Origin of the sequence: Streptomyces herbicida, assembly GCF_032656585.1 — a bacterium.
Classification (GTDB): Bacteria; Actinomycetota; Actinomycetes; order Streptomycetales; family Streptomycetaceae; genus Streptomyces; species Streptomyces herbicida.
Genome location: NZ_JAUYWJ010000002.1, coordinates 553,707 through 575,848 on the forward strand (window position 1 = coordinate 553,707; position 22,142 = coordinate 575,848).

General features: G+C 70.4%; 20 protein-coding genes, 1 pseudogene and 1 riboswitch. Of the genes and pseudogenes, 10 read left to right on the forward strand and 11 right to left on the reverse strand.

Features of this window, described 5'->3' with window-relative positions; translation table 11 throughout:
- Positions 1–98 precede the first annotated feature (98 nt).
- The 4 genes from groL to thrC form a co-directional block, all read right to left on the reverse strand.
- Positions 99–1,721 carry a chaperonin GroEL gene (groL, locus tag Q8A52_RS06260; RefSeq protein ID WP_316749680.1) on the reverse strand — a complete coding sequence of 541 codons (1,623 nt, stop codon included), beginning with the start codon at positions 1,719–1,721 and terminating at the stop codon, positions 99–101.
- Positions 1,722–2,038: 317 nt separating this feature from the next.
- Positions 2,039–2,245 carry a cold-shock protein gene (locus Q8A52_RS06265; protein ID WP_019057200.1) on the reverse strand — a complete coding sequence of 69 codons (207 nt, stop codon included), beginning with the start codon at positions 2,243–2,245 and terminating at the stop codon, positions 2,039–2,041.
- A gap of 431 nt (positions 2,246–2,676) precedes the next feature.
- Positions 2,677–2,952, reverse strand: coding sequence for a ubiquitin-like small modifier protein 1 (locus Q8A52_RS06270; RefSeq protein ID WP_316749682.1), 276 nt, complete (start codon positions 2,950–2,952; stop codon positions 2,677–2,679).
- Entirely contained in the window at positions 2,949–4,232 is a 1,284-nt protein-coding gene (thrC, locus tag Q8A52_RS06275) for a threonine synthase (RefSeq protein ID WP_316749684.1), read from the reverse strand. Before thrC ends, Q8A52_RS06270 begins: the two co-directional genes overlap by 4 nt.
- A gap of 17 nt (positions 4,233–4,249) precedes the next feature.
- A riboswitch (SAM riboswitch) is annotated at positions 4,250–4,391 on the reverse strand.
- 129 nt (positions 4,392–4,520) lie between these two features.
- On the opposite strand from thrC, the gene Q8A52_RS06280 reads away from it, so the two are divergent.
- Both Q8A52_RS06280 and Q8A52_RS06285 read left to right on the forward strand, forming a co-directional pair.
- Positions 4,521–5,492 (forward strand): glucosyl-3-phosphoglycerate synthase, encoded by a 972-nt coding sequence (locus Q8A52_RS06280; RefSeq protein ID WP_316749686.1) that lies wholly within the window; start codon positions 4,521–4,523, stop codon positions 5,490–5,492.
- A gap of 84 nt (positions 5,493–5,576) precedes the next feature.
- Positions 5,577–7,022: an alpha,alpha-trehalose-phosphate synthase (UDP-forming) gene (locus Q8A52_RS06285; RefSeq protein WP_316749688.1), complete on the forward strand. Its 1,446-nt coding sequence runs from the start codon at positions 5,577–5,579 to the stop codon at positions 7,020–7,022.
- On the opposite strand, the gene otsB is transcribed toward Q8A52_RS06285, so the two are convergent.
- The 3 genes from otsB to Q8A52_RS06300 form a co-directional block, all read right to left on the reverse strand.
- Positions 7,010–7,876 carry a trehalose-phosphatase gene (gene otsB, locus Q8A52_RS06290; RefSeq protein WP_316749690.1) on the reverse strand — a complete coding sequence of 289 codons (867 nt, stop codon included), beginning with the start codon at positions 7,874–7,876 and terminating at the stop codon, positions 7,010–7,012. The genes Q8A52_RS06285 and otsB overlap by 13 nt on opposite strands.
- Positions 7,877–7,948: 72 nt before the next feature.
- A complete protein-coding gene (locus tag Q8A52_RS06295; protein WP_316749692.1) occupies positions 7,949–8,182 on the reverse strand; it encodes a DUF3263 domain-containing protein in 234 nt (77 codons plus the stop codon).
- Positions 8,183–8,410: 228 nt separating this feature from the next.
- The gene (locus Q8A52_RS06300) at positions 8,411–9,718 is read right to left on the reverse strand and encodes an extracellular solute-binding protein (protein ID WP_456300740.1); all 1,308 of its coding nucleotides are present in this window, start codon (positions 9,716–9,718) and stop codon (positions 8,411–8,413) included.
- Between the two features lie 81 nt (positions 9,719–9,799).
- Here Q8A52_RS06300 and Q8A52_RS06305 point away from each other — a divergent pair, with 81 nt between their 5' ends.
- From Q8A52_RS06305 to Q8A52_RS06315, 3 genes are all read left to right on the forward strand, one after another.
- A complete protein-coding gene (locus tag Q8A52_RS06305; protein ID WP_316749696.1) occupies positions 9,800–10,741 on the forward strand; it encodes an ROK family protein in 942 nt (313 codons plus the stop codon).
- Positions 10,741–11,883, forward strand: coding sequence for an N-acetylglucosamine-6-phosphate deacetylase (gene nagA, locus Q8A52_RS06310; protein WP_316749697.1), 1,143 nt, complete (start codon positions 10,741–10,743; stop codon positions 11,881–11,883). Before Q8A52_RS06305 ends, nagA begins: the two co-directional genes overlap by 1 nt.
- Before the next feature lie 117 nt (positions 11,884–12,000).
- Entirely contained in the window at positions 12,001–12,930 is a 930-nt protein-coding gene (locus tag Q8A52_RS06315) for a 1-phosphofructokinase family hexose kinase (protein ID WP_316749699.1), read from the forward strand.
- Between the two features lie 130 nt (positions 12,931–13,060).
- Here Q8A52_RS06315 and Q8A52_RS06320 read toward each other — a convergent pair whose 3' ends face one another.
- Both Q8A52_RS06320 and cdgB read right to left on the reverse strand, forming a co-directional pair.
- A complete protein-coding gene (locus Q8A52_RS06320) occupies positions 13,061–13,972 on the reverse strand; it encodes a carbohydrate-binding protein (protein ID WP_316749701.1) in 912 nt (303 codons plus the stop codon).
- A 118-nt stretch (positions 13,973–14,090) separates the two neighbouring features.
- On the reverse strand, positions 14,091–15,743 hold the full coding sequence (gene cdgB / locus Q8A52_RS06325) for a diguanylate cyclase CdgB (RefSeq protein WP_316749703.1): 1,653 nt from the start codon (positions 15,741–15,743) through the stop codon (positions 14,091–14,093).
- 319 nt (positions 15,744–16,062) lie between these two features.
- Between cdgB and Q8A52_RS06330 the strand changes: the two genes are divergently transcribed.
- Together Q8A52_RS06330 and Q8A52_RS06335 are read left to right on the forward strand one after the other, a co-directional pair.
- Positions 16,063–16,647: a flavin reductase family protein gene (locus tag Q8A52_RS06330; protein ID WP_316749705.1), complete on the forward strand. Its 585-nt coding sequence runs from the start codon at positions 16,063–16,065 to the stop codon at positions 16,645–16,647.
- 103 nt (positions 16,648–16,750) lie between these two features.
- A complete protein-coding gene (locus Q8A52_RS06335; protein WP_316749707.1) occupies positions 16,751–17,224 on the forward strand; it encodes a GNAT family N-acetyltransferase in 474 nt (157 codons plus the stop codon).
- Here Q8A52_RS06335 and Q8A52_RS06340 read toward each other — a convergent pair.
- Both Q8A52_RS06340 and arfB read right to left on the reverse strand, forming a co-directional pair.
- Positions 17,221–18,051 carry a sigma-70 family RNA polymerase sigma factor gene (locus Q8A52_RS06340; protein WP_316749709.1) on the reverse strand — a complete coding sequence of 277 codons (831 nt, stop codon included), beginning with the start codon at positions 18,049–18,051 and terminating at the stop codon, positions 17,221–17,223. The two genes, Q8A52_RS06335 and Q8A52_RS06340, sit on opposite strands and share 4 nt — an antisense overlap.
- A gap of 173 nt (positions 18,052–18,224) precedes the next feature.
- On the reverse strand, positions 18,225–18,653 hold the full coding sequence (arfB, locus tag Q8A52_RS06345) for an alternative ribosome rescue aminoacyl-tRNA hydrolase ArfB (RefSeq protein WP_316749711.1): 429 nt from the start codon (positions 18,651–18,653) through the stop codon (positions 18,225–18,227).
- Between the two features lie 171 nt (positions 18,654–18,824).
- Between arfB and Q8A52_RS06350 the strand changes: the two genes are divergently transcribed.
- From Q8A52_RS06350 to Q8A52_RS06360, 3 genes and pseudogenes are all read left to right on the forward strand, one after another.
- Positions 18,825–19,400 carry a TerD family protein gene (locus tag Q8A52_RS06350; RefSeq protein ID WP_316749713.1) on the forward strand — a complete coding sequence of 192 codons (576 nt, stop codon included), beginning with the start codon at positions 18,825–18,827 and terminating at the stop codon, positions 19,398–19,400.
- Between the two features lie 77 nt (positions 19,401–19,477).
- Positions 19,478–20,233: pseudogene (locus tag Q8A52_RS06355) on the forward strand (GNAT family N-acetyltransferase).
- A gap of 347 nt (positions 20,234–20,580) precedes the next feature.
- A complete protein-coding gene (locus Q8A52_RS06360) occupies positions 20,581–22,137 on the forward strand; it encodes a M4 family metallopeptidase (RefSeq protein ID WP_316749979.1) in 1,557 nt (518 codons plus the stop codon).
- Positions 22,138–22,142 lie beyond the last annotated feature (5 nt).

Here is a 22,142-nt window from a genome sequence, read left to right on the forward strand (position 1 = left end):
GCCCCGCCGACCGCCCGAGCCGGAAAACGCCCGAGGGCGGCACCCCCTGCTGAACAGGGAGTGCCGCCCTCGGAAAGGACAGGCTGATCCGTGAGGGATCAGAAGTCCATGTCACCGCCCGGCATGCCGCCCGGAGCGGCCGCGGCGGCCTTCTCCGGCTTGTCGGCGATGACGGCCTCGGTGGTGAGGAACAGCGCGGCGATGGAGGCGGCGTTCTGCAGCGCGGAACGGGTCACCTTCGCCGGGTCGATGATGCCTTCCTTGACCAGGTCGACGTACTCGCCGGTCGCGGCGTTCAGGCCGTGGCCCGGGGTCAGGTTGCGCACCTTCTCCACCACGACACCGCCCTCGAGGCCGGCGTTGACGGCGATCTGCTTCAGCGGAGCCTCGAGCGCGAGCTTCACGGCCTGGGCGCCGGTCGCCTCGTCACCCTGCAGCTCCAGCTTCTCGAACACCTGGGAGGCCTGGAGCAGGGCCACGCCACCACCGGCGACGATGCCCTCCTCGACGGCCGCCTTGGCGTTGCGGACGGCGTCCTCGATGCGGTGCTTGCGCTCCTTGAGCTCCACCTCGGTGGCGGCACCGGCCTTGATGACCGCGACACCGCCGGCGAGCTTCGCCAGGCGCTCCTGCAGCTTCTCGCGGTCGTAGTCGGAGTCGCTGTTCTCGATCTCGGCGCGGATCTGGTTCACCCGGCCGTTGACCTGGTCGGAGGAGCCGGCACCGTCGACGATGGTGGTCTCGTCCTTGGTGATGACGACCTTGCGGGCGCGGCCCAGGAGGTCCAGGGTCGCGTTCTCCAGCTTGAGGCCGACCTCCTCGGAGATGACCTCGCCGCCCGTGAGGATGGCGATGTCGCCGAGCATGGCCTTGCGGCGGTCACCGAAGCCCGGGGCCTTGACGGCAACGGACTTGAAGGTGCCGCGGATCTTGTTGACGACCAGGGTCGACAGGGCCTCGCCCTCGACGTCCTCGGCGATGATCAGCAGCGGCTTGCCCGACTGCATGACCTTCTCGAGGAGCGGGAGCAGGTCCTTGACGGAGCCGATCTTGGAGTTGGCGATGAGGATGTACGGGTCGTCGAGCGACGCCTCCATCCGCTCCATGTCGGTGGCGAAGTACGCCGAGATGTAGCCCTTGTCGAAGCGCATACCCTCGGTGAGCTCCAGCTCCAGACCGAAGGTCTGGGACTCCTCGACGGTGATGACGCCTTCCTTGCCGACCTTGTCCATGGCCTCGGCGATGAGCTCGCCGATCTGGGTGTCGGCGGCGGAGATGGAGGCCGTGGAAGCGATCTGCTCCTTGGTCTCCACGTCCTTGGCCTGCTCGAGCAGGGCGGCGGAGACGGCCTCGACGGCCTTCTCGATACCGCGCTTCAGCGCCATCGGGTTGGCGCCGGCGGCGACGTTGCGCAGGCCTTCCCTGACCAGGGCCTGGGCGAGCACGGTCGCGGTGGTCGTACCGTCACCGGCGACGTCGTCCGTCTTCTTGGCGACTTCCTTGACCAGCTCGGCGCCGATCTTCTCGTACGGGTCCTCGAGCTCGATCTCCTTGGCGATGGAGACGCCATCGTTGGTGATCGTGGGGGCGCCCCACTTCTTCTCGAGGACGACGTTGCGGCCCTTGGGGCCGAGCGTCACCTTCACGGCGTCCGCGAGCTGGTTCATGCCGCGCTCGAGGCCGCGCCGCGCCTCCTCGTCGAACGCGATGATCTTGGCCATGTGAAGTGGTCCCTCCAGGACTGGGGGTGATTCCTTCGGACCGCGCCCGCGCCCGCGACGGACGGCCCACGGGCCGGTGGTTCCTTGCCCCACCCGGCCTGCGGACCTCACCGACCCGGTCCTTCGTTGTCACTCTCACCTTCAGAGTGCTAACGCCAATGATTAGCACTCGCCCCGTCCGAGTGCAAGAAGCGCCCGCGAAGCGGGGCCCCTCGAGGGGGGTGGTCGGACGGCCCGGGCAGACCGAAGGGCCCGTCCCCCGGGAGGTACGGGCCCTTCGAAGATGAACAGAACGTCGCTGTCAGTCGACGCGTGCTTCAGCTGGTCGCCAGCCGGACCATGTCCGCCTGCGGGCCCTTCTGGCCCTGCGAGATCTCGAAGTCGACCCGCTGTCCCTCTTCCAGGGTGCGGTAGCCGTCCATCTGGATCGCGCTGTAGTGGACGAAAACATCCGCACCACCGTCGACCGCGATGAAGCCGTACCCCTTCTCCGCGTTGAACCACTTGACGGTGCCCTGAGCCATGCCTAACTCCCCTATTACTGGCCCTTGCACAGATCCACACTTCGCGGATCCGGGTCAGACCTCACCCCCCATTGGCTTGGGGGCGTGCGCCGGAACGCGTCGACCGCGGCTGAATGTATCTGTCCAACTGCCGTCTGCAACAGGTCAATCGGACGAGAATTCTGGACGCCACCGGTCCGGAATGTGGTGAGAATTCACCCGAATTCAGGGCAAGTCGGGCCCCATAAAAGGCGCAAATGCCGCAGAAGGCCCGCACACTTTGGCTACTTCTTGTCGGGTCTACGGCATGAATCCAGGGCTTCCGACCCGGAGATCGGGAGCGAGTTCCCCAACTGTACCGCGCTCAACCACACTGAATTGCCCCCTCCGCTTCTCTCACGGAGGAGGCAATCAGATGAACTATCGGTAACTGCCGTTACCCACGGTAATGATCAGCCGCCGGCAACGGCCGGAATGATGGAGACACCCGCGCCGTCGGGGGTCGCCGTTTCCAGGCCCTGTTCGAAGCGGACGTCGTCGTCGTTGACGTACACATTGACGAAGCGACGCAGCTTGCCCTGGTCGTCCAGCACGCGGGCGGCAATCCCCGTGTGGTTCTTCTCCAGGCTCTCGATGACCTCGGCGAGGGTCGCGCCCTCGGCCGTCACCTCGGCCCGACCGCCGGTGTAGGTGCGCAGGATGGTGGGGATGCGGACGGTCACGCTCATGCGAGGCCAGCCTCTCGGAAGGAGTCCAGGTTCGGGCGGATGGTCGCGGTCAGCCCCGTGCCGGCCACCGCGTCAAGCGTCTTGAGGCCGTCGCCGGTGTTGAGGACGACCGTGGTCTTGGTCGGGTCGAGGACCCCGTCCTTGATGAGCTTCTGCGTCACGCCCACCGTCACACCGCCCGCCGTCTCGGCGAAGATGCCCTCGGTACGCGCCAGCAGCTTGATGGCGTCCACGACCTGCTCGTCCGTCACATCCTCCACCGCGCCGCCGGTACGGCGCGCGATGTCGAGGACGTACGGCCCGTCGGCCGGGTTGCCGATGGCCAGGGACTTGGCGATGGTGTTCGGCTTCTGCGGGCGGACGACGTCGTGCCCGGCCTTGAAGGCGGTCGACACTGGCGAGCAGCCCTCGGCCTGGGCACCGAAGATCTTGTACGGCCTGTCCTCGACGAGCCCGAGCTTGATCAGCTCCTGCAGACCCTTGTCGATCTTGGTGAGCTGGGAGCCGGAGGCGATGGGGACCACGATCTGGTCGGGCAGCCGCCAGCCGAGCTGCTCGCAGATCTCGTACGCCAGGGTCTTCGAGCCCTCCGCGTAGTACGGCCGCAGGTTGACGTTGACGAAGCCCCAGCCCTCGCCGGCCGGGTCGCCGATCAGCTCGGAGCAGAAGCGGTTCACATCGTCGTAGTTGCCCTCGATGCCGACGAGCTCACCGCCGTAGACGGCGGCCATGACGACCTTGCCCTGCTCCAGGTCGTGCGGGATGAACACACAGGAGCGGAAGCCGGCCCGGGCGGCCGCGGCGCCGACGGCACCGGCCAGGTTGCCCGTGGAGGAGCAGGAGAGGGTCGTGAAGCCGAAGGCGCGGGCGGCCTCCAGGGCCTGGGCGACGACGCGGTCCTTGAAGGAATGCGTCGGGTTGCCGGAGTCGTCCTTCACATACAGGCCGCCGGTCACTCCGAGCTCGCGCGCCAGGTTGTCGGCCTTGACGAGCTCCGTCCAGCCCGGGTTCAGGTTCGGCTTTCCGGCCACGTCCGCGGGGACGGGCAGCAGCGGCGCGTAGCGCCAGATGTTCGCGGGGCCCGCCTCGATGCGCCTGCGGAGTTCCTCGGTTTCGTACGCCGAGAAGTCGTACGCGATCTCGAGCGGGCCGAAACACTCCTCGCAGGCGAACACCGGTCCGAGCGGTACCCGGTGACCGCACTCGCGACAGCTCAGCGCAGCGGCCGGGCCGAGGTCTACGGTGGGATTGCTGGTGCTTGCAACTGTCTGCACAGCCATGGAGGCGAGGCCCTTTCTCCTCATCTTCCTCACGACGCATCTCGCCGTGAGACGGATTTGGCACCTTCCCTAGCCGGGAGCCTCGCTGGAGAACGAGAACCGACTGGAGGGTTGCCGGGGCTTCATCGGGCCGTGTCCCTCTGCCCCTCTGGATGAGCTGTATGTGGTTGTAAACGCCCACGACCCTCGACATGCGATGGTCATCGGCGTTGTTCAAGACTGTAACCGAAGGCCAGGACAGTTGAGATAGTCGTCCGAACCGCGAGACAACGTGAGGAGCCGCTGACTGTGCTGGAAGAAGTCGAGCGCTGGCTGGCCACCCGCTCCTGGTCCGTGACCGATCGCCCCCTCCACAAGATCCTCGCCGCCAAGCAGCGGACGGGTCAGTCGGTGTCCGTGGTGCTGCCCGCGCTCAACGAGGAGGAGACGGTCGGTGACATCGTCGCCGTGATCCGCCACGACCTCATGCAGCAGGTCCCGCTGGTCGACGAGATCGTCGTCGTCGACTCGGGATCCACCGACCGCACCGCCGCGGTGGCCACCGCCGCGGGCGCCAGGGTCGTCCACCGCGACGACATCCTGCCGCGCATTCCGGCCGTCCCCGGCAAGGGGGAGGTCCTGTGGCGGTCCCTGCTGGTCACGAGCGGGGACATCGTCTGCTTCATCGACGCCGACCTGAGGGAGTTCTCCTCCGGCTTCGTCTCCGGGATCGTCGGCCCGCTGCTCACCGACCCGGAGGTCGACCTGGTCAAGGCCATGTACGACCGCCCACTCGGCACCGAATTGAATTCACTCGCCTCCGGCAGGACGGCGGGCCAGGGCGGCCGGGTCACCGAGCTGATGGCGCGCCCGCTGCTGAACATGCACTGGCCGCAACTGGCCGGCTTCGTTCAGCCGCTCGGCGGCGAGTACGCGGCCCGCCGCTCCCTGCTGGAACAGCTCCCGTTCCCCGTCGGCTACGGCGTGGAGCTGGGCATGCTGGTCGACGCCCTGCACCTGGTGGGCCTGGACGCCCTGGCCCAGGTCGACGTGGGCGTGCGCAAGCACCGGCACCAGGACGGGCAGGCGCTGGGCCGGATGGCGGCGGCGATCTACCGAACGGCGCAACTGCGGCTGGCCCGCGGTCACCTCATCCGTCCCTCCCTCACCCAGTTCGAGCGGGGCGAGGACGGCTTCGAGCCGCGTACCTACTCGGTGGACACGGAGGAGCGGCCCCCGATGGCGGAGATCGCGGAGTACGCCTCGCGCAGAGTGGCCTGATCGGCTGGAGAACGGCTGTATACGGCCCCCTCTCAGGGTGGAACGTACGTTTGAGCGTTTCCGGGCCGGGCTAGGTTGAGGCGTATGGCTTCCACGCACGGTGCTGCTGAAGTGCTGGTCGCGTCCAATCGCGGCCCGGTTTCGTACGAGGTACGCCCCGACGGCGCGGCTGGTGCGCTGCACGCCAAGCGGGGCGGCGGCGGGCTGGTCTCGGGGCTGTCGGCCATCGGGCCGCACACGGACGCGGTGTGGGTGTGCGCCGCGCTGAGCGACGCCGACCGGGAGGCGGTGCGCCGCTCGCACGGCGGCCGGCGGCTGTCCGTGGACGCGACCGGCGGCCAGCAGGTGCGCATGCTGGACATCGACGCGACGATCTTCTCCGACGCGTACAACGGCGTCGCCAACTCCGTGCTCTGGTTCGTCCACCACATGCTCTACCAGACCCCGCTGGAGCCGGTCTTCGACGCCGAGTTCCGGCGCCAGTGGGCGTCGTACGAGGCCTACAACCGGGCCTTCGCCGAGGCGCTGGCGGAGGAGGCCGCTCAGGGCGCCGCGGTGGTGATCCAGGACTACCATCTCGCCCTCGCCCCCCGGATGCTCCGGCAGCTCCGGCCCGATCTGCGGATCGGCCACTTCTCGCACACCCCCTGGGCCCCGCCGGACTACTTCCGTCTCCTGCCCGACGACATCGCGGCCGAGCTGCTCGGCGGCATCCTCGGCGCCGACCGCGCCGCCTTCCTCACCCGGCGCTGGGCGGACGCGTTCACCGACTGCTGTCACACGGTGCTCGGCCCCGGCATCCCGGCCGGCACGCGCATCGGCGTGCACGGGCTCGGCGCGGACGCGGACTTCCTGCGCAAGCGGGCGCACGAGGCGGACGTGGCCGAACGGATGACGGCGCTGCGGGCGGAGATCGGCGCGGGCCGCAAGACGATCGTCCGGGTGGACCGCACCGAGCTGTCGAAGAACATCGTGCGCGGGCTGCTGGCGTACCGGCAGCTGCTGGACGACCACCCCGAGTGGCGCGAGCGGGTCGTGCACGTGGCCTTCGCCTACCCCTCCCGGCAGGACCTGGCCGTGTACCGCGACTACACGGCGGAGGTGCAGCGTGTCGCCGAGGAGATCAACTCCCGTTACGGCACGCCGGGTTGGACCCCGGTCGTACTGCACGTCAAGGACGACTTCGCGCGCTCCCTGGCCGCGTACCGGCTGGCGGACGTGGCGCTCGTGAACCCCATCCGGGACGGTATGAACCTGGTCGCCAAGGAGATTCCGGTCGTCTCGGACGAGGGGTGCGTGCTGGTGCTCTCGCGGGAGGCCGGGGCGTACGAGGAGCTGGGCGAGGACGCGATCACCGTGAACCCGTACGACATCGTGGGCACGGCCCGCGCCCTGCACCAGGCGCTGACCATGCCCCCCGAGGAGCGGGCGGAGCGCACGAAGCGGCTGGCCGCGGCCGCCACGGCGCTACCGCCGACGCAGTGGTTCCTGGACCAGCTGCACGCGCTGGACGCCGATCAGTCCAGCTGAGCGGCGAGCATCCGCAGCAGTCGAACGAGCCCTTCCGGACCGTCCACCACCAGGTCCGCCCGTTCGGCCAGCTCCGTCACCTCCGAGCTGCCGCTGCACACCAGCAGGCCCGGGACGCCGTCGGAGCGCAGCTTGTCGACCGCGGCGAAGGCGGGGAGGTCGCCCAGGTCGTCGCCGGCGTACACCACGGACTCGGCGCCGATGTCGCGGACGTACTCCAGGAGGGCGACGCCCTTGTCCATGCCGGGCGGGCGGAGTTCGAGGACCATCCGGCCCGGCTCGACGATCAGGCCGTGCCGGGTGGCGAGCTCGGCGAGGGGTTCGCGCAGGGCCTCGAAGGCAGCCTGCGGATCCTCGGCGCGGCGGGTGTGGACGGCGACCGCCCGTCCCTTCTCCTCGATCCAGGTCCCCCGCCAGGCGCCGATCCGGTCCAGGAACCCCGGCAGTTCGGCGCGGACGGCGGCGACGCCGGGGTGCGGGGGCGGCGCGCTGACGGTTCCGCTCACGGCGTCCCAGCGCTCGGCGCCGTAGTGGCCGAGGACGACTAGGTGCTCCAGGCCGGGTACGCCCGCGAAGCCGCCGTGCCGCACGGCGACCCCGGCCGGGCGGCCGGTGATCACGGCGACGGAGGCCACCTTCGGGGCGATGGCGGCGAGCGCGGGTACGGCGTCGGGGTGGGCCCGGGCCTGTTCGGGGTCGGCGACGATCGGGGCGAGTGTGCCGTCGAAGTCGAGTCCGATCAGCGCGGTGCGCGGCCGTGCGAGCAGCGCCGCCAGCCCTTCCCGTCCGGCCTGGGTCACGGGGGTCGGCAGCGGATCCATCGGGTCCGTCGAGTCCGTCGTATGGATGCCCATACGGCGACCCTATCCACGGGAGGGCGGGCGCACCCATGGCTCAGGGGGGCGCACACGGAAGCGCCGCGGTGTTCACCGCTCGGAGCGCCGCGCCTCCCGCACCCGCCGCAGGCGGTTCACCGTCACCGGGTCGTGCGCCAGCGCCCGCTCGTCGTCCAGCAGGGCGTTCAGCAGTTGGTAGTAGCGCACGGGGGCGAGCCCGAGCTCCTCACGTATCGCCCGCTCCTTGGCCCCGGGCCCCGCAAACCCCCGCCGCTCCAACGCAAGAATCCCCCGCTCCCGCATCCCCAGCTCGTCCCGCTCCATACCGGGAACGGTAGCCCGGCCCACTGACAGCGGCTCCCGTGGGACGACGGCCGCGCTTCCGCCGCGAGTCACGCCCGCCGATGGTCCATCCCGGACCCGACGTTCCTCTTTGTGCCGGCGCCGGCCGCCGCCCAGGGGTCTTGCCGACGGGGTGGAGCGCAGAGGGGCCGAACCGGCCCGGCCCCTCCCGCTCCATGCCCAGGCCAGCAGCCCCCACCGGGCAGCGCCTCACCCCGCGTCGCGGCTGTCCGCCGTGGTCGCTGTCGTCTGGAGACGGTTCAGGACCGTGACCGGGCTGCCCGCGGGGGTGACGGCCTGGCCGATGGTCTTCTTGATGTCGGCGCTGACTCCTGCCCAGGAGGTCTTGCCGACCGGGTAGAGCGCCGACGTGGGGAGCTGGTTCAGGAAGGGGTGGAGGTTCGCGTCCTTGGCGGACTGGGACATGGCGTCCGACGCGGCGCTGGTGACCGGCAGCAGGCCGTACTCGCGGGAGAAGCCGAGGACGTTCCTCTCGCTGTAGACGAAGTCGAGGAAGTCGCCGACCTGCTCGGCGTGGCCGTTCTGCTTGAAGGCCATCATCCAGTCGGCCACGCCCATCGAGGACCTGGACTGCCCGGTCCGCCCCGGCATCGGCACCATGCCGAACTTCACGCCCTTGCCGGCGGCCTGCTTCATCAGCGTGGGATGCCCGTTGAGCATGCCGACCTGGCCGTCCGCGAACGCCGCGAAGGCATCCGCACGGTTGAGCTTGCCCGGCGCGACCGGCCCGGTCAGTCCCTTGCCGACGAGCTCGTCCTTGAGCCAGGTGAAGGTCTCCACGTTCTGCGCGGAGTCGAGGCTGTAGGTGCCGACGTCGTCGGTGATGCCGGAGCCGCCGCTCAGCAGCCACTGCATCGTCTCGGCCTGCGCCTCCTCGGGCCCGAGGGGCAGCGCGTACGGGAACTTCACCCCCTCGGCCTTCAGCGCCTTCGCGTCGGCCGCGAGCTCGCTCCAGTCGGTGGGCGCGGTGATGCCGGCCTTGGCGAAGAGGGTCTTGTTGTAGAAGAGCACGCGAGTGGAGGCGGCGAACGGGATGCCGTACTGGACGTGGCTCCACTGCCCGGCCTCGGAGAGCTGGGGGAGGAAGGACGCCTGTACGGGGATGGAGAGCAGATCGGAGACCTGGTACAGCTTGCCCGCGGCCGCATAGTCGGCGTACGCGCCGATCTGGGCCATGTCGGGCGCCTTCCCGGCGTCGACCATCTCCTTGACCTTGCGGTCGACGTCGTTCCAGGAGTAGACGCTGACCTCGACCTTCACCCCGGAGTGCTGGGCCTCGTACTCCTCGACCAGCTTGTCCCAGTACTTCTTGGAGCTGTTGGCGGCGGAGTCGCCGTAGTCGGCGGCGACCAGTCTGAGGGTCACGTCCGAAGAACCCGCGCTCCCACAGCCACCGAGAACCGCCGTCATGCCCATTGCGGACACCACCGCGATCATTCCTGCACCTAGCCGCCGCACTACTACTGCCCCAACCCTGTCGTCTTGTCGTTTCACCATGTGGACCATGAGGTCTACACCAAGGTCTACACCACGCGAGTGGACTAGACCTCTTGCGGGTCGGAGGTCCACACTGTTCCCGTGAGACATGTCATCGCCCTCGACGTGGGCGGCACCGCGATGAAGGCCGCCCTGGTCGGGGACGGCGGCGATCTGCTCCACCGGGACCGCCGGGCGACCGGGCGCGAGCGCGGACCCGACGCGGCGGTCGAGGGCATCCTCGACTTCGCCGCCGATCTGCGCGCGTACGGCGCACGGCACCTGGGCGAGCCCGCGGCCGCCGTCGGCGTCGCCGTCCCCGGCATCGTCGACGAGGAGCGGGGCGTCGCCGCGTACTCGGCCAACCTGGGCTGGCGCGACGTACCCCTGCGCGACCTGCTCGCCGAACGGCTCGGCGTCCCGGTCGCCCTCGGTCACGACGTGCGCACCGGCGGGCTCGCCGAGGGCCGGATCGGGGCGGGCAAAGGTGCCGACCGATTCCTGTTCGTGCCCCTCGGCACCGGAATCGCGGGCGCCATCGGCCTCGACGGCCGGGTGGAGGCGGGCGCACACGGCTTCGCGGGCGAGATCGGGCACATCGTCGTACGGCCCCAAGGTGCCCCCTGTCCGTGCGGGCAGCGCGGCTGCCTGGAGCGGTACGCGTCCGCGGCCGCCGTGAGCGAGGCCTGGTCGGCCGCCTGCGAAGACCCGGGCGCGGACGCCGCGGACTGCGCGAAGGCCGTCGCGTCCGGTGACCCGAACGCCGTCCGGATCTGGCAGGAGGCCGTGGACGCGCTCGCCGACGGCCTGGTCACCGCGCTCACCCTGCTGGACCCGCGCACGCTGATCATCGGTGGCGGCCTGGCCGAGGCGGGGGAAACCTTGTTCACACCGCTGCGGGAGGCCGTCCAGCGGCGCGTCACCTTCCAGAAGCTGCCGTCGATCGTCCCCGCCGCCCTCGGGGACACCGCCGGATGCCTGGGCGCGGGGCTCCTCGCCCGGGATCTCCTCGAAACCACTGACCCTTCGGAGGTAACCGCCTGATGGCCCCCAGCATGGTTCTCGCCGGTGCCCGGGTGGTTCTGCCCACCGGGACCGTGGACGACGGGCGTGTGGTCGTCGAGGGTACGAAGATCGCGGCCGCCGCGGGACCGAACGCCGAGACCCTCGATGTGACGGGCCACTGGCTGGTCCCCGGCTTCGTCGACATCCACAACCACGGCGGTGGCGGCGCGTCGTTCTCCGGCACGGTCGACGACGTGCTGACGGCGATCCGCACCCACCGCCGGCACGGCACCACGACCCTCGTCGCCTCCACCGTCACCGACGACATGGACTTCCTGGTCAAGCAGGCCGGGCTGCTGAGCGAGCTGACCGAGCAGGGCGATCTCGCGGGTATTCACTTCGAGGGCCCGTTCATCTCGCCGTGCCGCAAGGGCGCCCACTCCGAGGAACTGCTGCGCGACCCGGACCCGGCGGACGTCCGCAAGCTGATCGACGCGGCGCGCGGCAGGGCCAGGATGGTCACCCTGGCCACCGAGCTGCCGGGCGGCCTGGAGTCCGTACGGCTGCTGGCGGAGCACGGGGTCATCGCGGCGGTCGGCCACACGGACGCGACGTACGAGCAGACGGTCGAGGCGATCGACGCCGGGGCCACCGTCGCCACCCATCTCTTCAACGCCATGCCCACCCTCGGGCACCGCTCCCCCGGCCCGGTCGCCGCGCTCCTGGAGGACGAGCGGGTCACGGTCGAGCTCATCAACGACGGCACCCACCTGCACCCGGCCGCCCTGGAGCTGGCGTTCCGTCACGCGGGTGCCGGACGGGTCGCGTTCATCACCGACGCGATGGACGCGGCCGGGATCGGCGACGGCCGCTACATGCTCGGTCCGCTGGAGGTCGAGGTCAGCGAGGGCGTCGCCCGGCTCGTGGAGGGCGGCTCGATCGCCGGCTCCACGCTCACCCAGGACCGTGCGTTCAAGCGGGCCGTGACCGTCGACAAGCTCCCCGTGGAGGACGTGGTCACGGCCCTGTCCGTCAACCCGGCCCGGCTGCTGGGCATGTACGACGCCATCGGCTCGCTGGAGCCCGGCAAGGACGCCGATCTGGTGCTGCTGGACTCCGGCTTCGAACTCAGGGGCGTGATGCGCCGGGGCGAGTGGGCGGTCCCTCCCCAACTGCCCTGATCCGTCCCCGGACAGAGAGACGGTGGCCGACCATGGGCTGGGCCGGTCGCCGTCTCTTTGGCATGATCGGGCCCGGAACGACGGCAGGCGCACACACTTCGAGGGAGGTCGGCCCGGGTGATCCTCACGGTCACACTGAACACCGCTCTCGACATCACCTATCGCGTACGGTCCCTGCGGCCGCACGCCTCGCACCGTGTCTCGGCCGTCACCGAACGGCCCGGCGGCAAGGGCCTGAACGTGGCCCGGGTGCTCGCGGCCCTCGGACACGAGGCGACGGTCACCGGGTTCGCGGGCGGTGGCACCGGGCGGGCCGTGCGGGAGGGGCTGGCGGGCATACCCGGTGTGGTGGACGCGCTGGTCCCGGTCGGCGGGGCGACCCGGCGCACCGTCGCGGTCGTCGACGAACTCACCGGCGACACCACCCAGTTGAACGAGCCGGGCCCACAGATCACTCCGGTGGAGTGGTCCGCCTTCCTGGACGCGTACGAGAACCTGCTGGGCGAGGCATCGGCGGTGGCCCTGTGCGGCAGCCTGCCGCCGGGGGTGCCGGTGGGCGCGTACGCGGGACTGGTGCGGACGGCCCGGACCGCCGGTGTTCCCGTCCTGCTGGACACCAGCGGGGAGCCGCTGCGGCGCGGGGTCGCGGCGCGGCCGGACATCATCAAGCCGAACGCCGAGGAGCTGGCCGAACTGACCGGCTCCCACGAGCCGTTGCGCGCGACCCAGGACGCCCGCCGACGGGGGGCGCACGCGGTGGTGGCTTCCCTGGGCCCGGAGGGCCTCTTGGCGGTGACCCCCGAGGGCCGCTGGCGCGCCACCCCACCCACCCACGTCCACGGCAACCCGACCGGCGCCGGCGACTCGGCGGTCGCGGGCCTGCTGTCTGGGCTGGTGGAACAACTGCCCTGGCCGGACCGGCTGTCCCGCGCGGTCGCGCTGGCGGTGGCGACCATACGGGCGCCCGTGGCGGGCGAGTTCGACCGGGCGGCATACGAGGGGTTGCTGGGGCAGGTCGCCGTGCTGAGCGAGGCCACCGCCGCGTAAACCCCTCCCAGGAGCGGGGCGGAGGCTGGAACGTCCATCGGGACGTCAGCATCCGCTGGAAGCCCGGCGTGAAAACGTGAGGAGGCCGCTCCCCCGTCAGGCAGGAGGGCTTCCTTCTGGCTGCCGTCTGTTACTTGGTGAGCCACAACTGGTCGAGGACGGCATTGCACTGGTTGCCCTCGTTGCAGGCGATCTCGATCGTGTTGGTTCCCTGGGTCAGGTTGACGTTGGCCCAAGTGTTCTGCCAGCCCTTTTCCCAGTCACCTGCGGGCGTGCCGCCGAAGTTCTTCATGTTCAGCGGCTGCGTGTTGGCCTTGCCGTTGACCAACAGCGTCGCGTTGGCGTCCGTGCCCGGGATGCCGTACTGCGCGTACAGCCGGTAGGTGCCGGCCTTCTGGATGCCGTTCACAGTCCAGGTGACCTTGGCTCCGACCTGGTTGAAGCCGGTCACATAGACGCCGCCGTCGGCCTTGGCGCCCTTGAACTCGGACGCCGTGGTGGCCCCGCCCTCCAGGCGCAGCGCCTTCGCGTCGATCTTCGGGAGCTCGCCCGAGTCGGAGACCGAGCTGGTGCTGGACGGCTTGGGTGAGGCGGCGCTCTGTGACTGGGACTGGGTGGGCTTTGCCTCGTTGCCCTTCTTGTCGTCGTCGTTGCCGTTGATCATGGCGATGCTGATGCCGATCACGACCGCGGCGACCACCGCGACGGCGCCGATCAGCAGGCCCTTGGTGTTCGGGCCGCTGCCGCGGCCGCGGCCACCGCCGCCCGGCAGGGGCTGCTGGGTGGTCGGGGCGCCGCCCGGGAGGGTCTCCGGTGCCTGGTAGTGCGCGTTCGGCTGGCCGTAGGTGCCCTGCTGGGGGATGGTCTGGCCCTGCTGTCCGCCGTAGGTGCGCTCACCGACCGAACGCACCCTGCTGACCGAGTTCGGGTAGCCGTAACCACCGGACGGCGGCTGGGCCCCTCTGGCCTGGCCGTCCGCGTACAGATAGCCGAACGGGTCCTCGTCCTCGGGCGTGCTCGCGCCGTTGTCGCCGGGCGTCATCCCTTGGTACTCCTCAACAGGTGCGGGCGGATGCGGTACGGGTATGGAATGGCGAGCCTACCCGTTCTCGCTCGCCCAAACGGGTGACTCACACCGCTTCAACCCAATGACCTGCGGATCATCCCGCGCGCCGGTGCTGTTTGGGACGAGATCGTTTCTCGACGTACATCCGTTCGTCAGCGGATTTCAACACTTCGTCCGCGGTCATGCCGCAGTGTGCCCACCCGATGCCGAAACTGGCGCCCACCCGCACGGCCCGGCCCTCGGCCCGGATCGGCTGGATGATCTCGTTGCGCAGCCGTACGGCCAGGTCCTGCGCGTCGGCCTTGCCCAGCCCGTCGGCCAGGATCACGAACTCGTCCCCGCCGAGACGGGCCACGGTGTCGCCGTCCCGCACCCCCCGGGTGAGCCGCCGGGCGACCTCGATGAGGACCGCGTCACCGGCGTTGTGCCCGAACCGGTCGTTGATCGACTTGAAGCCGTCGAGATCGCAGAAGAGGACCGCGAGGCCCTTGGTGCCGTCGTCCCGCTCGCCCTCGGGCGCGATGGTGTGCACATGGTGGTCGAAGCCGTCGTACGACTGCGCCACCGCCGCGAAGTCGAAACCGTGGCCGTTGACGTCGAAGGCGGGGTGGCCGTAGGCGGCGTCCAGGGACTCGATCTCGCCGGCGTGGCCGGCCCGCTGGCAGAGCCGGGACGACAGGCGCGAGCGCAGTTCGGCCGAGTTCGGCAGGCCGGTGAGCGAGTCGTGGGAGGCGCGGTGGGCGAGCTGGAGCTCGCGGCGCTTGCGCTCCTCGATGTCCTCGACGTGGGTGAGCAGGAAGCGGGGGCCGTCGGCCGCGTCGGCGACGACGCTGTTGCGCAGGGACACCCACACATAGCTGCCGTCGCGGCGGCCGAGGCGCAGCTCCGCGCGGCCGCCCTCGGCGGAGGTGCGCAGAAGCGTGCCTATGTCCTCGGGATGGACGAGGTCGGAGAAGGAGTAGCGGCGCATCGCGGAGGCGGGGCGGCCGAGCAGTCGGCACAGTGCGTCATTGGTGCGCAGTATCCGTCCGTGCTGGTCACCGCCCATCTCGGCTATGGCCATGCCGGACGGGGCGTACTCGAAGGCCTGCCGGAAGCTTTCCTCGCTGGCGCGCAGCGCCTGCTGCTCCCGCTCCAGGCGGACCAGGGCGCGCTGCATATTGGCCCGAAGCCGGGCGTTGCTGATCGCGATGGCCGCCTGGAACGCGTACATCTGGAGCGCCTCGCGCCCCCACGCGCCCGGGTGGCGCCCGTTGCGCGGCCGGTCCACGGAGATCACGCCGAGCAGCTCACCGGAGGAGCCGCCCTGCACGCCGGGCGTGTACATGGGCGCGAAGAGCCGGTCGGAGGGGTGCCACTCGTCCTCGAAGCGGGGCGCGGGGCCGTCGGTGTACCACTGCGGTACGTCGTCCTCGTCGAGCACCCAGCCCTCGGTGTGCGGTATGAACCGCAGATCGCCCCAGGCCTCGCCCATGGTCAGCCGGCGCTCCCAGGACTCGCGCGAGCCGACACGGCCGGTGATCAAGGCCTCGGCCGCGGGGTTGCCGGAGAAGGCGGCGACGACGAGGTCACCGTCGGGACGCACGAGGTTGACGCAGGCCATCTCGTACCCGAGGGCGGTGACCGCGCCGTCGGCGACGGTCTGCAGTGTGTCCGCCAGGCTGCGTGCCGTGTTCATGTCGGCCATGACCTGGTGCAGCTGCCGCAGGGACGCAAGACGGACATACGGCTCCGACTCGGTCTCCATGCTCGCCCTCCCCCCGAGACCTCGCAGCGAATCAAGGGTTGTCTTTGGCGCTTCTTATCAGTGGTGCCCTTGCATCTTGCCCCGCCACTGAATCACAGCGCGCTGCCCACTCGGTACACAGGGTCAACAATTAATGGCCCTTGTGACTCAAGTCACAGAAGAACGTGAACAATTGAGTGGAGTTTCTGCGTTTTCCCTGTGGGCTTACTGAACGCATGCTTTGCGGGTGTGGGGACATGATGCACGACCGTGGTCCTAGGACCCACCTCGGACCGGGGTCCGATGCGCCGCGCACGGAGTGGAGATTAGCGTTTCCGGCGTGCTGAACACTCCCTCCGCCCCGCCTTCCCCCACCGCCACGGCCGCCCCCGGGCATGCTGAGGGGGTGAGCAACGACGAGTTCCGGGCCGCCATGTCCCGGCTGGCCGCGGGCGTGGTCCTGGTGACGGCGCAGGAGCCGCCGCTGGACCCGGACGACCCCCTGGCGCCGGGCGGCGAGGACGTCGGCATGACCGCCACCTCCTTCATGTCGGTCTCCCTGGAGCCGCCGCTCGTCCTGGTCAGCCTGCGCAACGGGTCCCGCATGGACGACCTGCTCGACGAACAGCCCCTGTGGGCGGTCTCCGTCCTCTCCGAGAGCCAGCGCCACATCGCGGGCCGCTTCGCCATGAAGGGCCGCATCAGCGACCGGCTCCTGTTCGAGGACCTCGCGTACGTCCGCGGCGAGGCCTCCGGCGCCCCCTTGATGGGCGGCGCCCTGGCGACCCTGGAGTGCCGGACCGAGCAGCGGGTGACGGCGGGGGACCACACGCTGGTGATCGGCCGCGTGCTGACCGCCGGGGTGCGGAGCGCGGACGGCGGACCGCTGCTCTATTTCCGGGGCCGCTACCGGCAGTTGGGGTAATCGGGGACGGAAGAGACGGGTGGAAGGGACGGGCCGACAGGGTCCGGAAGGGGCCGCGGAAATTCCGTGGAACCCTCGTGAACGGCCCGCCTAAGGTGCCCGGATGACACCCCGCCTCGAAGAAGTCACACCCCGGAATTTGGAAGCCGCCCTCGGCATTCGGATCCGGCCCGACCAGGAGCATGCGGTCGAGCCCGTCGCGCACTCCCTGGCCGAGGCGTATGTGCGTCCGCCCGGGGTCGCGTGGCCGCGCCTGATCGTCGACGGCGAGGGCGACGACGGCCGCCCGGTGGGATTCCTGATGGCGTTCCTGGACATCGACTGGCACGGCGACGGCACCGTCTTCCGCTCCGGCCTGTGGCGGCTGAACATCGCCGCCGAGGAGCAGGGCAGGGGATACGGCCGCTTCGCCGTCGACTCCGTGGCCGCCGAGATCCGCCGCCGCGGGGGCAAACAGCTCCACGTCACCTGGCATCCCGGCCCGACGGGCCCGGAGGAGTTCTATCTGCGGCTCGGCTTCCGTACGACCGGGGAGACCAGCAGGGGCCAGACGGTGGGGATGCTGGACCTCGGTTAGGCGAGGCCGATGTCGAGGGCGGACACCCGGCCCGGGTCGGTCACGATGTCGATGACGGCAATGCGGTCGCGTACGAAGCTGAAGGTCAGGGCGCGTTCCGGGCGGCCGTCGGCGAGGACCACGAGGCCCGTCGCGCCGTCGACGAGGACCGGGCGGGCGAGCCGGGCCAGCTGCGCGAAGTGCGTCGCACCGGCCGCGACCGCCGCCGCGCCCGTGGTCACCCCGGCATCGGTGCGGGCCACCACGTCCGGGTCGAGGACGTCGAGCAGCCCGTCGAAGTCGCCGTCGCGGGCGGCGGCCAGGAAGGCGTCGACGATCTCCCGCTGCCGGGCGAGGTCGGCGTGGGGGGCGGGCGCGCCCTGGACCCGGTGCCGGGCCCGGCTGGCGAGCTGCCGCGACGCGGCCGGCGAACGGCCCAGGATCGAGGCGATCTCCTCGAACGGCACCGCGAACAGGTCGTGCAGCACGAACGCGAGCCGCTCGGCGGGCGTGAGCGTGTCCAGGACGACGAGCAGGGCAACACCGACCGAGTCGGCGAGCAGCGCGTCCTGCTCGGGATCGGCGGCGGAGGCCGGAGCGGCCTCCAGGGGCTCCTCGGCGCGGGACTTGCGGGAGCGCAGCATGTCCAGGCAGACCCGGCCGACCACGGTCGTCAGCCAGCCGCCCAGATTCTCCACCCGCCCGGCATCGCAACGGCTCAGCCGGAACCAGGCCTCCTGCACCGCGTCATCGGCCTCGGCCCCCGACCCGAGCATCCGGTAGGCAACGGCCCGAAGCCGACCCCGATGCGCCTCGAAACGCTGAGCCAGAAACTCACTGTCACTCATCGCCCTCACACCCCTCACCGCAATCCGCTGTCGGTGAGGTGACGGATCGCGGGGCGGGGGTGTGACAGGCGGGCGCCCTTCGGGCTCGCGCCGTGCGACGGACGCCGTACAGGCAGGCACCGCACAGACAGGCCCAGGCAGGCGCCCCACAGACAGGCGCCGTGCGCCAAGGCTCACCCCCAGTCCCGGCCCGACCTCCCCCGCTTGGTGTCCGAGCGCTGTTTCTTCTCCCGCAGTCGGCGTTCGTTGATGCCGCGCGGGATGCGGGTGGGCTTGCGGGGCTTGGGCGGAGGTGCGGTGGCCTCCGCGAGCAGGGCTGCGAGGCGTACCGCGGCGGTCTCGCGGTTGCGCCACTGGGAACGGTGCTCGGAGGCGCGGACGGTGACGACACCGTCGACGAGCCGCCCGGCCAGCCGCTCCAGCGCCCGCCGCTTCCACACCTCGGGCAGGGCCTCGGTGTTCACCAGGTCGAAGCGCAGCTCCACCTGGGAGTCACTGGTGTTGACGTGCTGACCGCCGGGCCCGGACGACCGCGAGAAACGCCACATGAGCTCGGCCTCGGGCAGGAGGACGGAGCCGCGGATGACGTAAGGACCGGACATGCGTCCCATGTTCCCGCCTCTGTCCGGTCCACGTCATCCGTATTTCGCGGCCCGAATGTCCCCCACTTGGTAAAAAAGGTAAAGGGAACCGGAACCATGGGGACCCCTCCCGGCGTTCTCCGGGGTGACGGTAGCTTCGTGCACACAGAACTAGGGAAGGGACTCCCAACAATGGCTGTAAGCCTGTCCAAGGGTGGCAACGTCTCGCTCACCAAGGAGGCTCCGGGCCTGACCGCCGTCACCGTGGGCCTCGGCTGGGACGTCCGCACCACCACCGGCACGGACTTCGACCTGGACGCCTCCGCCATCGCGGTCAACACGCAGGGCAAGGTCTACTCGGACGCCCACTTCGTCTTCTTCAACAACAAGCAGACCCCGGACAACACGATCGTCCACACGGGCGACAACCGCACGGGCGAGGGCGCCGGCGACGACGAGGCGATCAACGTCAACCTCGCCGGTCTCCCGGCCGACATTGACAAGATCGTCTTCCCGGTCTCCATCTACGACGCCGAGAACCGCGGCCAGAACTTCGGCCAGGTCCGCAACGCCTACATCCGCATCGTCAACCAGGCCGGCGGCGCCGAGATCGCCCGCTACGACCTGTCGGAGGACGCCGCCACCGAGACGGCCATGGTCTTCGGCGAGCTCTACCGCAACGGCGCCGAGTGGAAGTTCCGCGCCGTCGGCCAGGGCTACGCCTCGGGCCTGGTCGGTATCGCCCAGGACTTCGGCGTCAACGTCTGAGCCGGTCCCAAGCCGTGCCGGAGCCCCCAGCCGGGAAACCGCTGGGGGCTCCGCGGTTCCCGCGCTAGGTTCCCCCTGTGATCCTCGAGCCTCTCCGCCTCACACCCGACCGCGACATCCCGGGCCCCGTCCTCACCGAACTCACCGCGCTGCACGCCTCCCACCGCGACTTCAACGCCCTGAGCGGCGACTTCCCGGACCCGGACGACGTCCGGCCGGAGCAGGTGGCGGCGGCACTCGCCGTGGAGATGGCGAATCCGGATGCCGAGGTGCTGCTGGCGCGCGGGGAGGGGCTGCTGGTCGGGCTGGTGATCACGCTTGCGCACCACCCCGATCCGGCCGACCCGGATCCCTGGATCGGGCTGCTGATGGTCGACGCGCGGGCGCAGCGCCGCGGGTACGGCCGCCGCCTGGCGTCACTCGTCGAGGACCGCTTCCGCGCCGCGGGCCGTACCGCCGTACGTCTCGCCGTCCTCGACAACAACCCCAAGGGGATGGCCTTCTGGACCGCCCTCGGGTACGAGGTCATCGGCCACCGCAAGGACCTCCAGCTGGGCCGCCCCTGCGCCGTACTGCGCAAGGTGCTGCGCACGCCCGCCGCGCGACCCGGGTAGCCGTCGTCGACCCGGACGGCTCAGTCCTCCTCCAGTACCGTCCGCCGGCACGAGCACGTGTACGTCGCCCGGGGGCCGCGCCGCGAGCCGACCGCCCCGGACCTGGCCACCGCGCACGCCGAGGAGCGGATCCTCACGTGGCGCCGGTGGACGCGGGAGGAGCCGTCCGAGCCCGTCCGGCCGCCGGGTCTGGGGCGGATGCCGTTCGAGTGGGACTGAACAGACGGCGGTGCCTCCCGCGTGGGGCGGGACGTCGGGCGTGACGGTTCGGCCACCAAGTGCGCTGAGCGAATGGGGAGTTGACGCAACCCGGCTTGTCCGCATAACGGATCCACGGCGACGGCTTTCGGATACGAACACGTAAAGTCTCGACGGCTCCCTGTCGAACGGACAGCCCCAGGTGTCACCCTCTCCTCGCCGCCGCAACGCTGTGCCCCACCTGTGCATCACCTGTGCCTCCATCACGAGGCCGGCTCGAAGGAGATCGAGTGAGACAGCAGCCACGCTCCACCCGCACCTCCCGCAGGACCGCCGTACGCACCGCCGCCCTCGTCGGCTCGGCGGCGATGGTCGTCCTCGCACTGCAGAACGGTGCCGCCACCGCGGCCCCGGAGCACGCGCCCGGCGCCACCGCACTCCCCCTCACCGCCTCGGCCCGCGCCACCGCCATCAAGGCGGCGCAGGACGCGGCCGGTTCGACCGCACACGAGCTCGGGCTCGGCGCCCAGGAGAAACTCGTCGTCCGGGACGTCATCAAGGACGCGGACGGCACGGTCCACACCCGCTACGAGCGGACCTACGCCGGTCTGCCGGTCCTCGGCGGCGACCTGGTCACCCACATGACCAGGAGCGGCACGCTCGAGGGCGTCAGCAAGGCGGCCAAGGCCCGGATATCCGTGGCGTCCACCGACGCCACCCTCTCCCCCGCCGCCGCCAGGAAGTCCGCCCTGAAGGCCGCCGGCTCCACCGAGGCCACGACCACCACCGCCCGCAAGGTCGTCTGGGCCGTCGGCACCAAGCCCGTCCTGGCCTACGAGTCCGTGGTCAAGGGCCTCCAGCACGACGGCACCCCGAGCGAGCTGCACGTCATCACGGACGCCGCCACCGGCAAGAAGATCTACTCCTACCAGGCCATCGACACCGGCACGGGCACCAGCCGGTACAGCGGCACCGTGCCGCTGGGCAGCACCGCCTCCGCCTCCGGCGGGTACGACCTCGTCGACGGCGGCCGCGGCGGCCACAAGACCTACGACCTGAACGGCGGGACGAACGGCACCGGCACGCTCTTCCACGACGCCGACGACATCTGGGGCGACGGTACGGTCGCCAACCGCCAGACCGCCGCGGTCGACGCCGCCTACGGTGCCGCCGTCACCTGGGACTTCTACAAGTCCGCGTTCAACCGCAACGGCATCGCGGGCGACGGCAGGGCCGCCTACTCCCGCGTCCACTACGGCAACGCCTATGTCAACGCCTTCTGGTCGGACAGCTGCTTCTGCATGACGTACGGCGACGGCGCGGGCAACGCCGACCCGCTCACCTCGCTCGACGTGGCGGGCCACGAGATGAGCCACGGCCTGACCGCGGCCACCGCGGGCCTGAAGTACAGCAAGGAGTCCGGCGGCCTGAACGAGGCCACCTCGGACATCTTCGGCACCTCGGTGGAGTTCTTCGCGAACAACTCCTCCGACCCCGGTGACTACCTCATCGGCGAGAAGATCGACATCAACGGCAACGGCACGCCCCTGCGCTACATGGACAGGCCCAGCAAGGACGGCGGCTCCGCCGACTACTGGTCGCGCACCGTCGGCCGCCTCGACGTGCACTACTCGTCGGGTGTCGCCAACCACTTCTTCTACCTGCTCAGCGAGGGCAGCGGCGCGAAGACCATCAACGGGGTGTCGTACAACTCCCCGACCTACAACGGCTCCACGGTCACCGGCGTCGGCCGGACCAAGGCCTACCAGATCTGGTACAAGGCCCTGACCACGTACTTCACCTCGTCGACCAACTACGCGGGCGCCCGCACCGCCACGCTCCAGGCGGCGAGCGACCTGTACGGGGCCGGCAGCGCGGAGTACAACGCGGTGGCGGCGGCCTGGAAGGCCGTCAACGTCAACTGACCGGC

Coding starts and splice junctions, on each gene's coding strand:
- groL (WP_316749680.1), bottom strand. CDS start 1,721: ATGGCCAAGATCATCGCGTTCGACGAGGAGGCGCGGCGCGGCCTCGAG.
- Q8A52_RS06265 (WP_019057200.1), bottom strand. CDS start 2,245: ATGGCTCAGGGCACCGTCAAGTGGTTCAACGCGGAGAAGGGGTACGGC.
- Q8A52_RS06270 (WP_316749682.1), bottom strand. CDS start 2,952: ATGAGCGTGACCGTCCGCATCCCCACCATCCTGCGCACCTACACCGGC.
- thrC (WP_316749684.1), bottom strand. CDS start 4,232: ATGGCTGTGCAGACAGTTGCAAGCACCAGCAATCCCACCGTAGACCTC.
- Q8A52_RS06285 (WP_316749688.1), top strand. CDS start 5,577: ATGGCTTCCACGCACGGTGCTGCTGAAGTGCTGGTCGCGTCCAATCGC.
- otsB (WP_316749690.1), bottom strand. CDS start 7,876: ATGGGCATCCATACGACGGACTCGACGGACCCGATGGATCCGCTGCCG.
- Q8A52_RS06295 (WP_316749692.1), bottom strand. CDS start 8,182: ATGGAGCGGGACGAGCTGGGGATGCGGGAGCGGGGGATTCTTGCGTTG.
- Q8A52_RS06300 (WP_456300740.1), bottom strand. CDS start 9,718: ATGGTGAAACGACAAGACGACAGGGTTGGGGCAGTAGTAGTGCGGCGG.
- nagA (WP_316749697.1), top strand. CDS start 10,741: ATGGCCCCCAGCATGGTTCTCGCCGGTGCCCGGGTGGTTCTGCCCACC.
- Q8A52_RS06320 (WP_316749701.1), bottom strand. CDS start 13,972: ATGACGCCCGGCGACAACGGCGCGAGCACGCCCGAGGACGAGGACCCG.
- cdgB (WP_316749703.1), bottom strand. CDS start 15,743: ATGGAGACCGAGTCGGAGCCGTATGTCCGTCTTGCGTCCCTGCGGCAG.
- Q8A52_RS06335 (WP_316749707.1), top strand. CDS start 16,751: ATGACACCCCGCCTCGAAGAAGTCACACCCCGGAATTTGGAAGCCGCC.
- Q8A52_RS06340 (WP_316749709.1), bottom strand. CDS start 18,051: ATGAGTGACAGTGAGTTTCTGGCTCAGCGTTTCGAGGCGCATCGGGGT.
- arfB (WP_316749711.1), bottom strand. CDS start 18,653: ATGTCCGGTCCTTACGTCATCCGCGGCTCCGTCCTCCTGCCCGAGGCC.
- Q8A52_RS06350 (WP_316749713.1), top strand. CDS start 18,825: ATGGCTGTAAGCCTGTCCAAGGGTGGCAACGTCTCGCTCACCAAGGAG.
- Q8A52_RS06360 (WP_316749979.1), top strand. CDS start 20,581: ATGGTCGTCCTCGCACTGCAGAACGGTGCCGCCACCGCGGCCCCGGAG.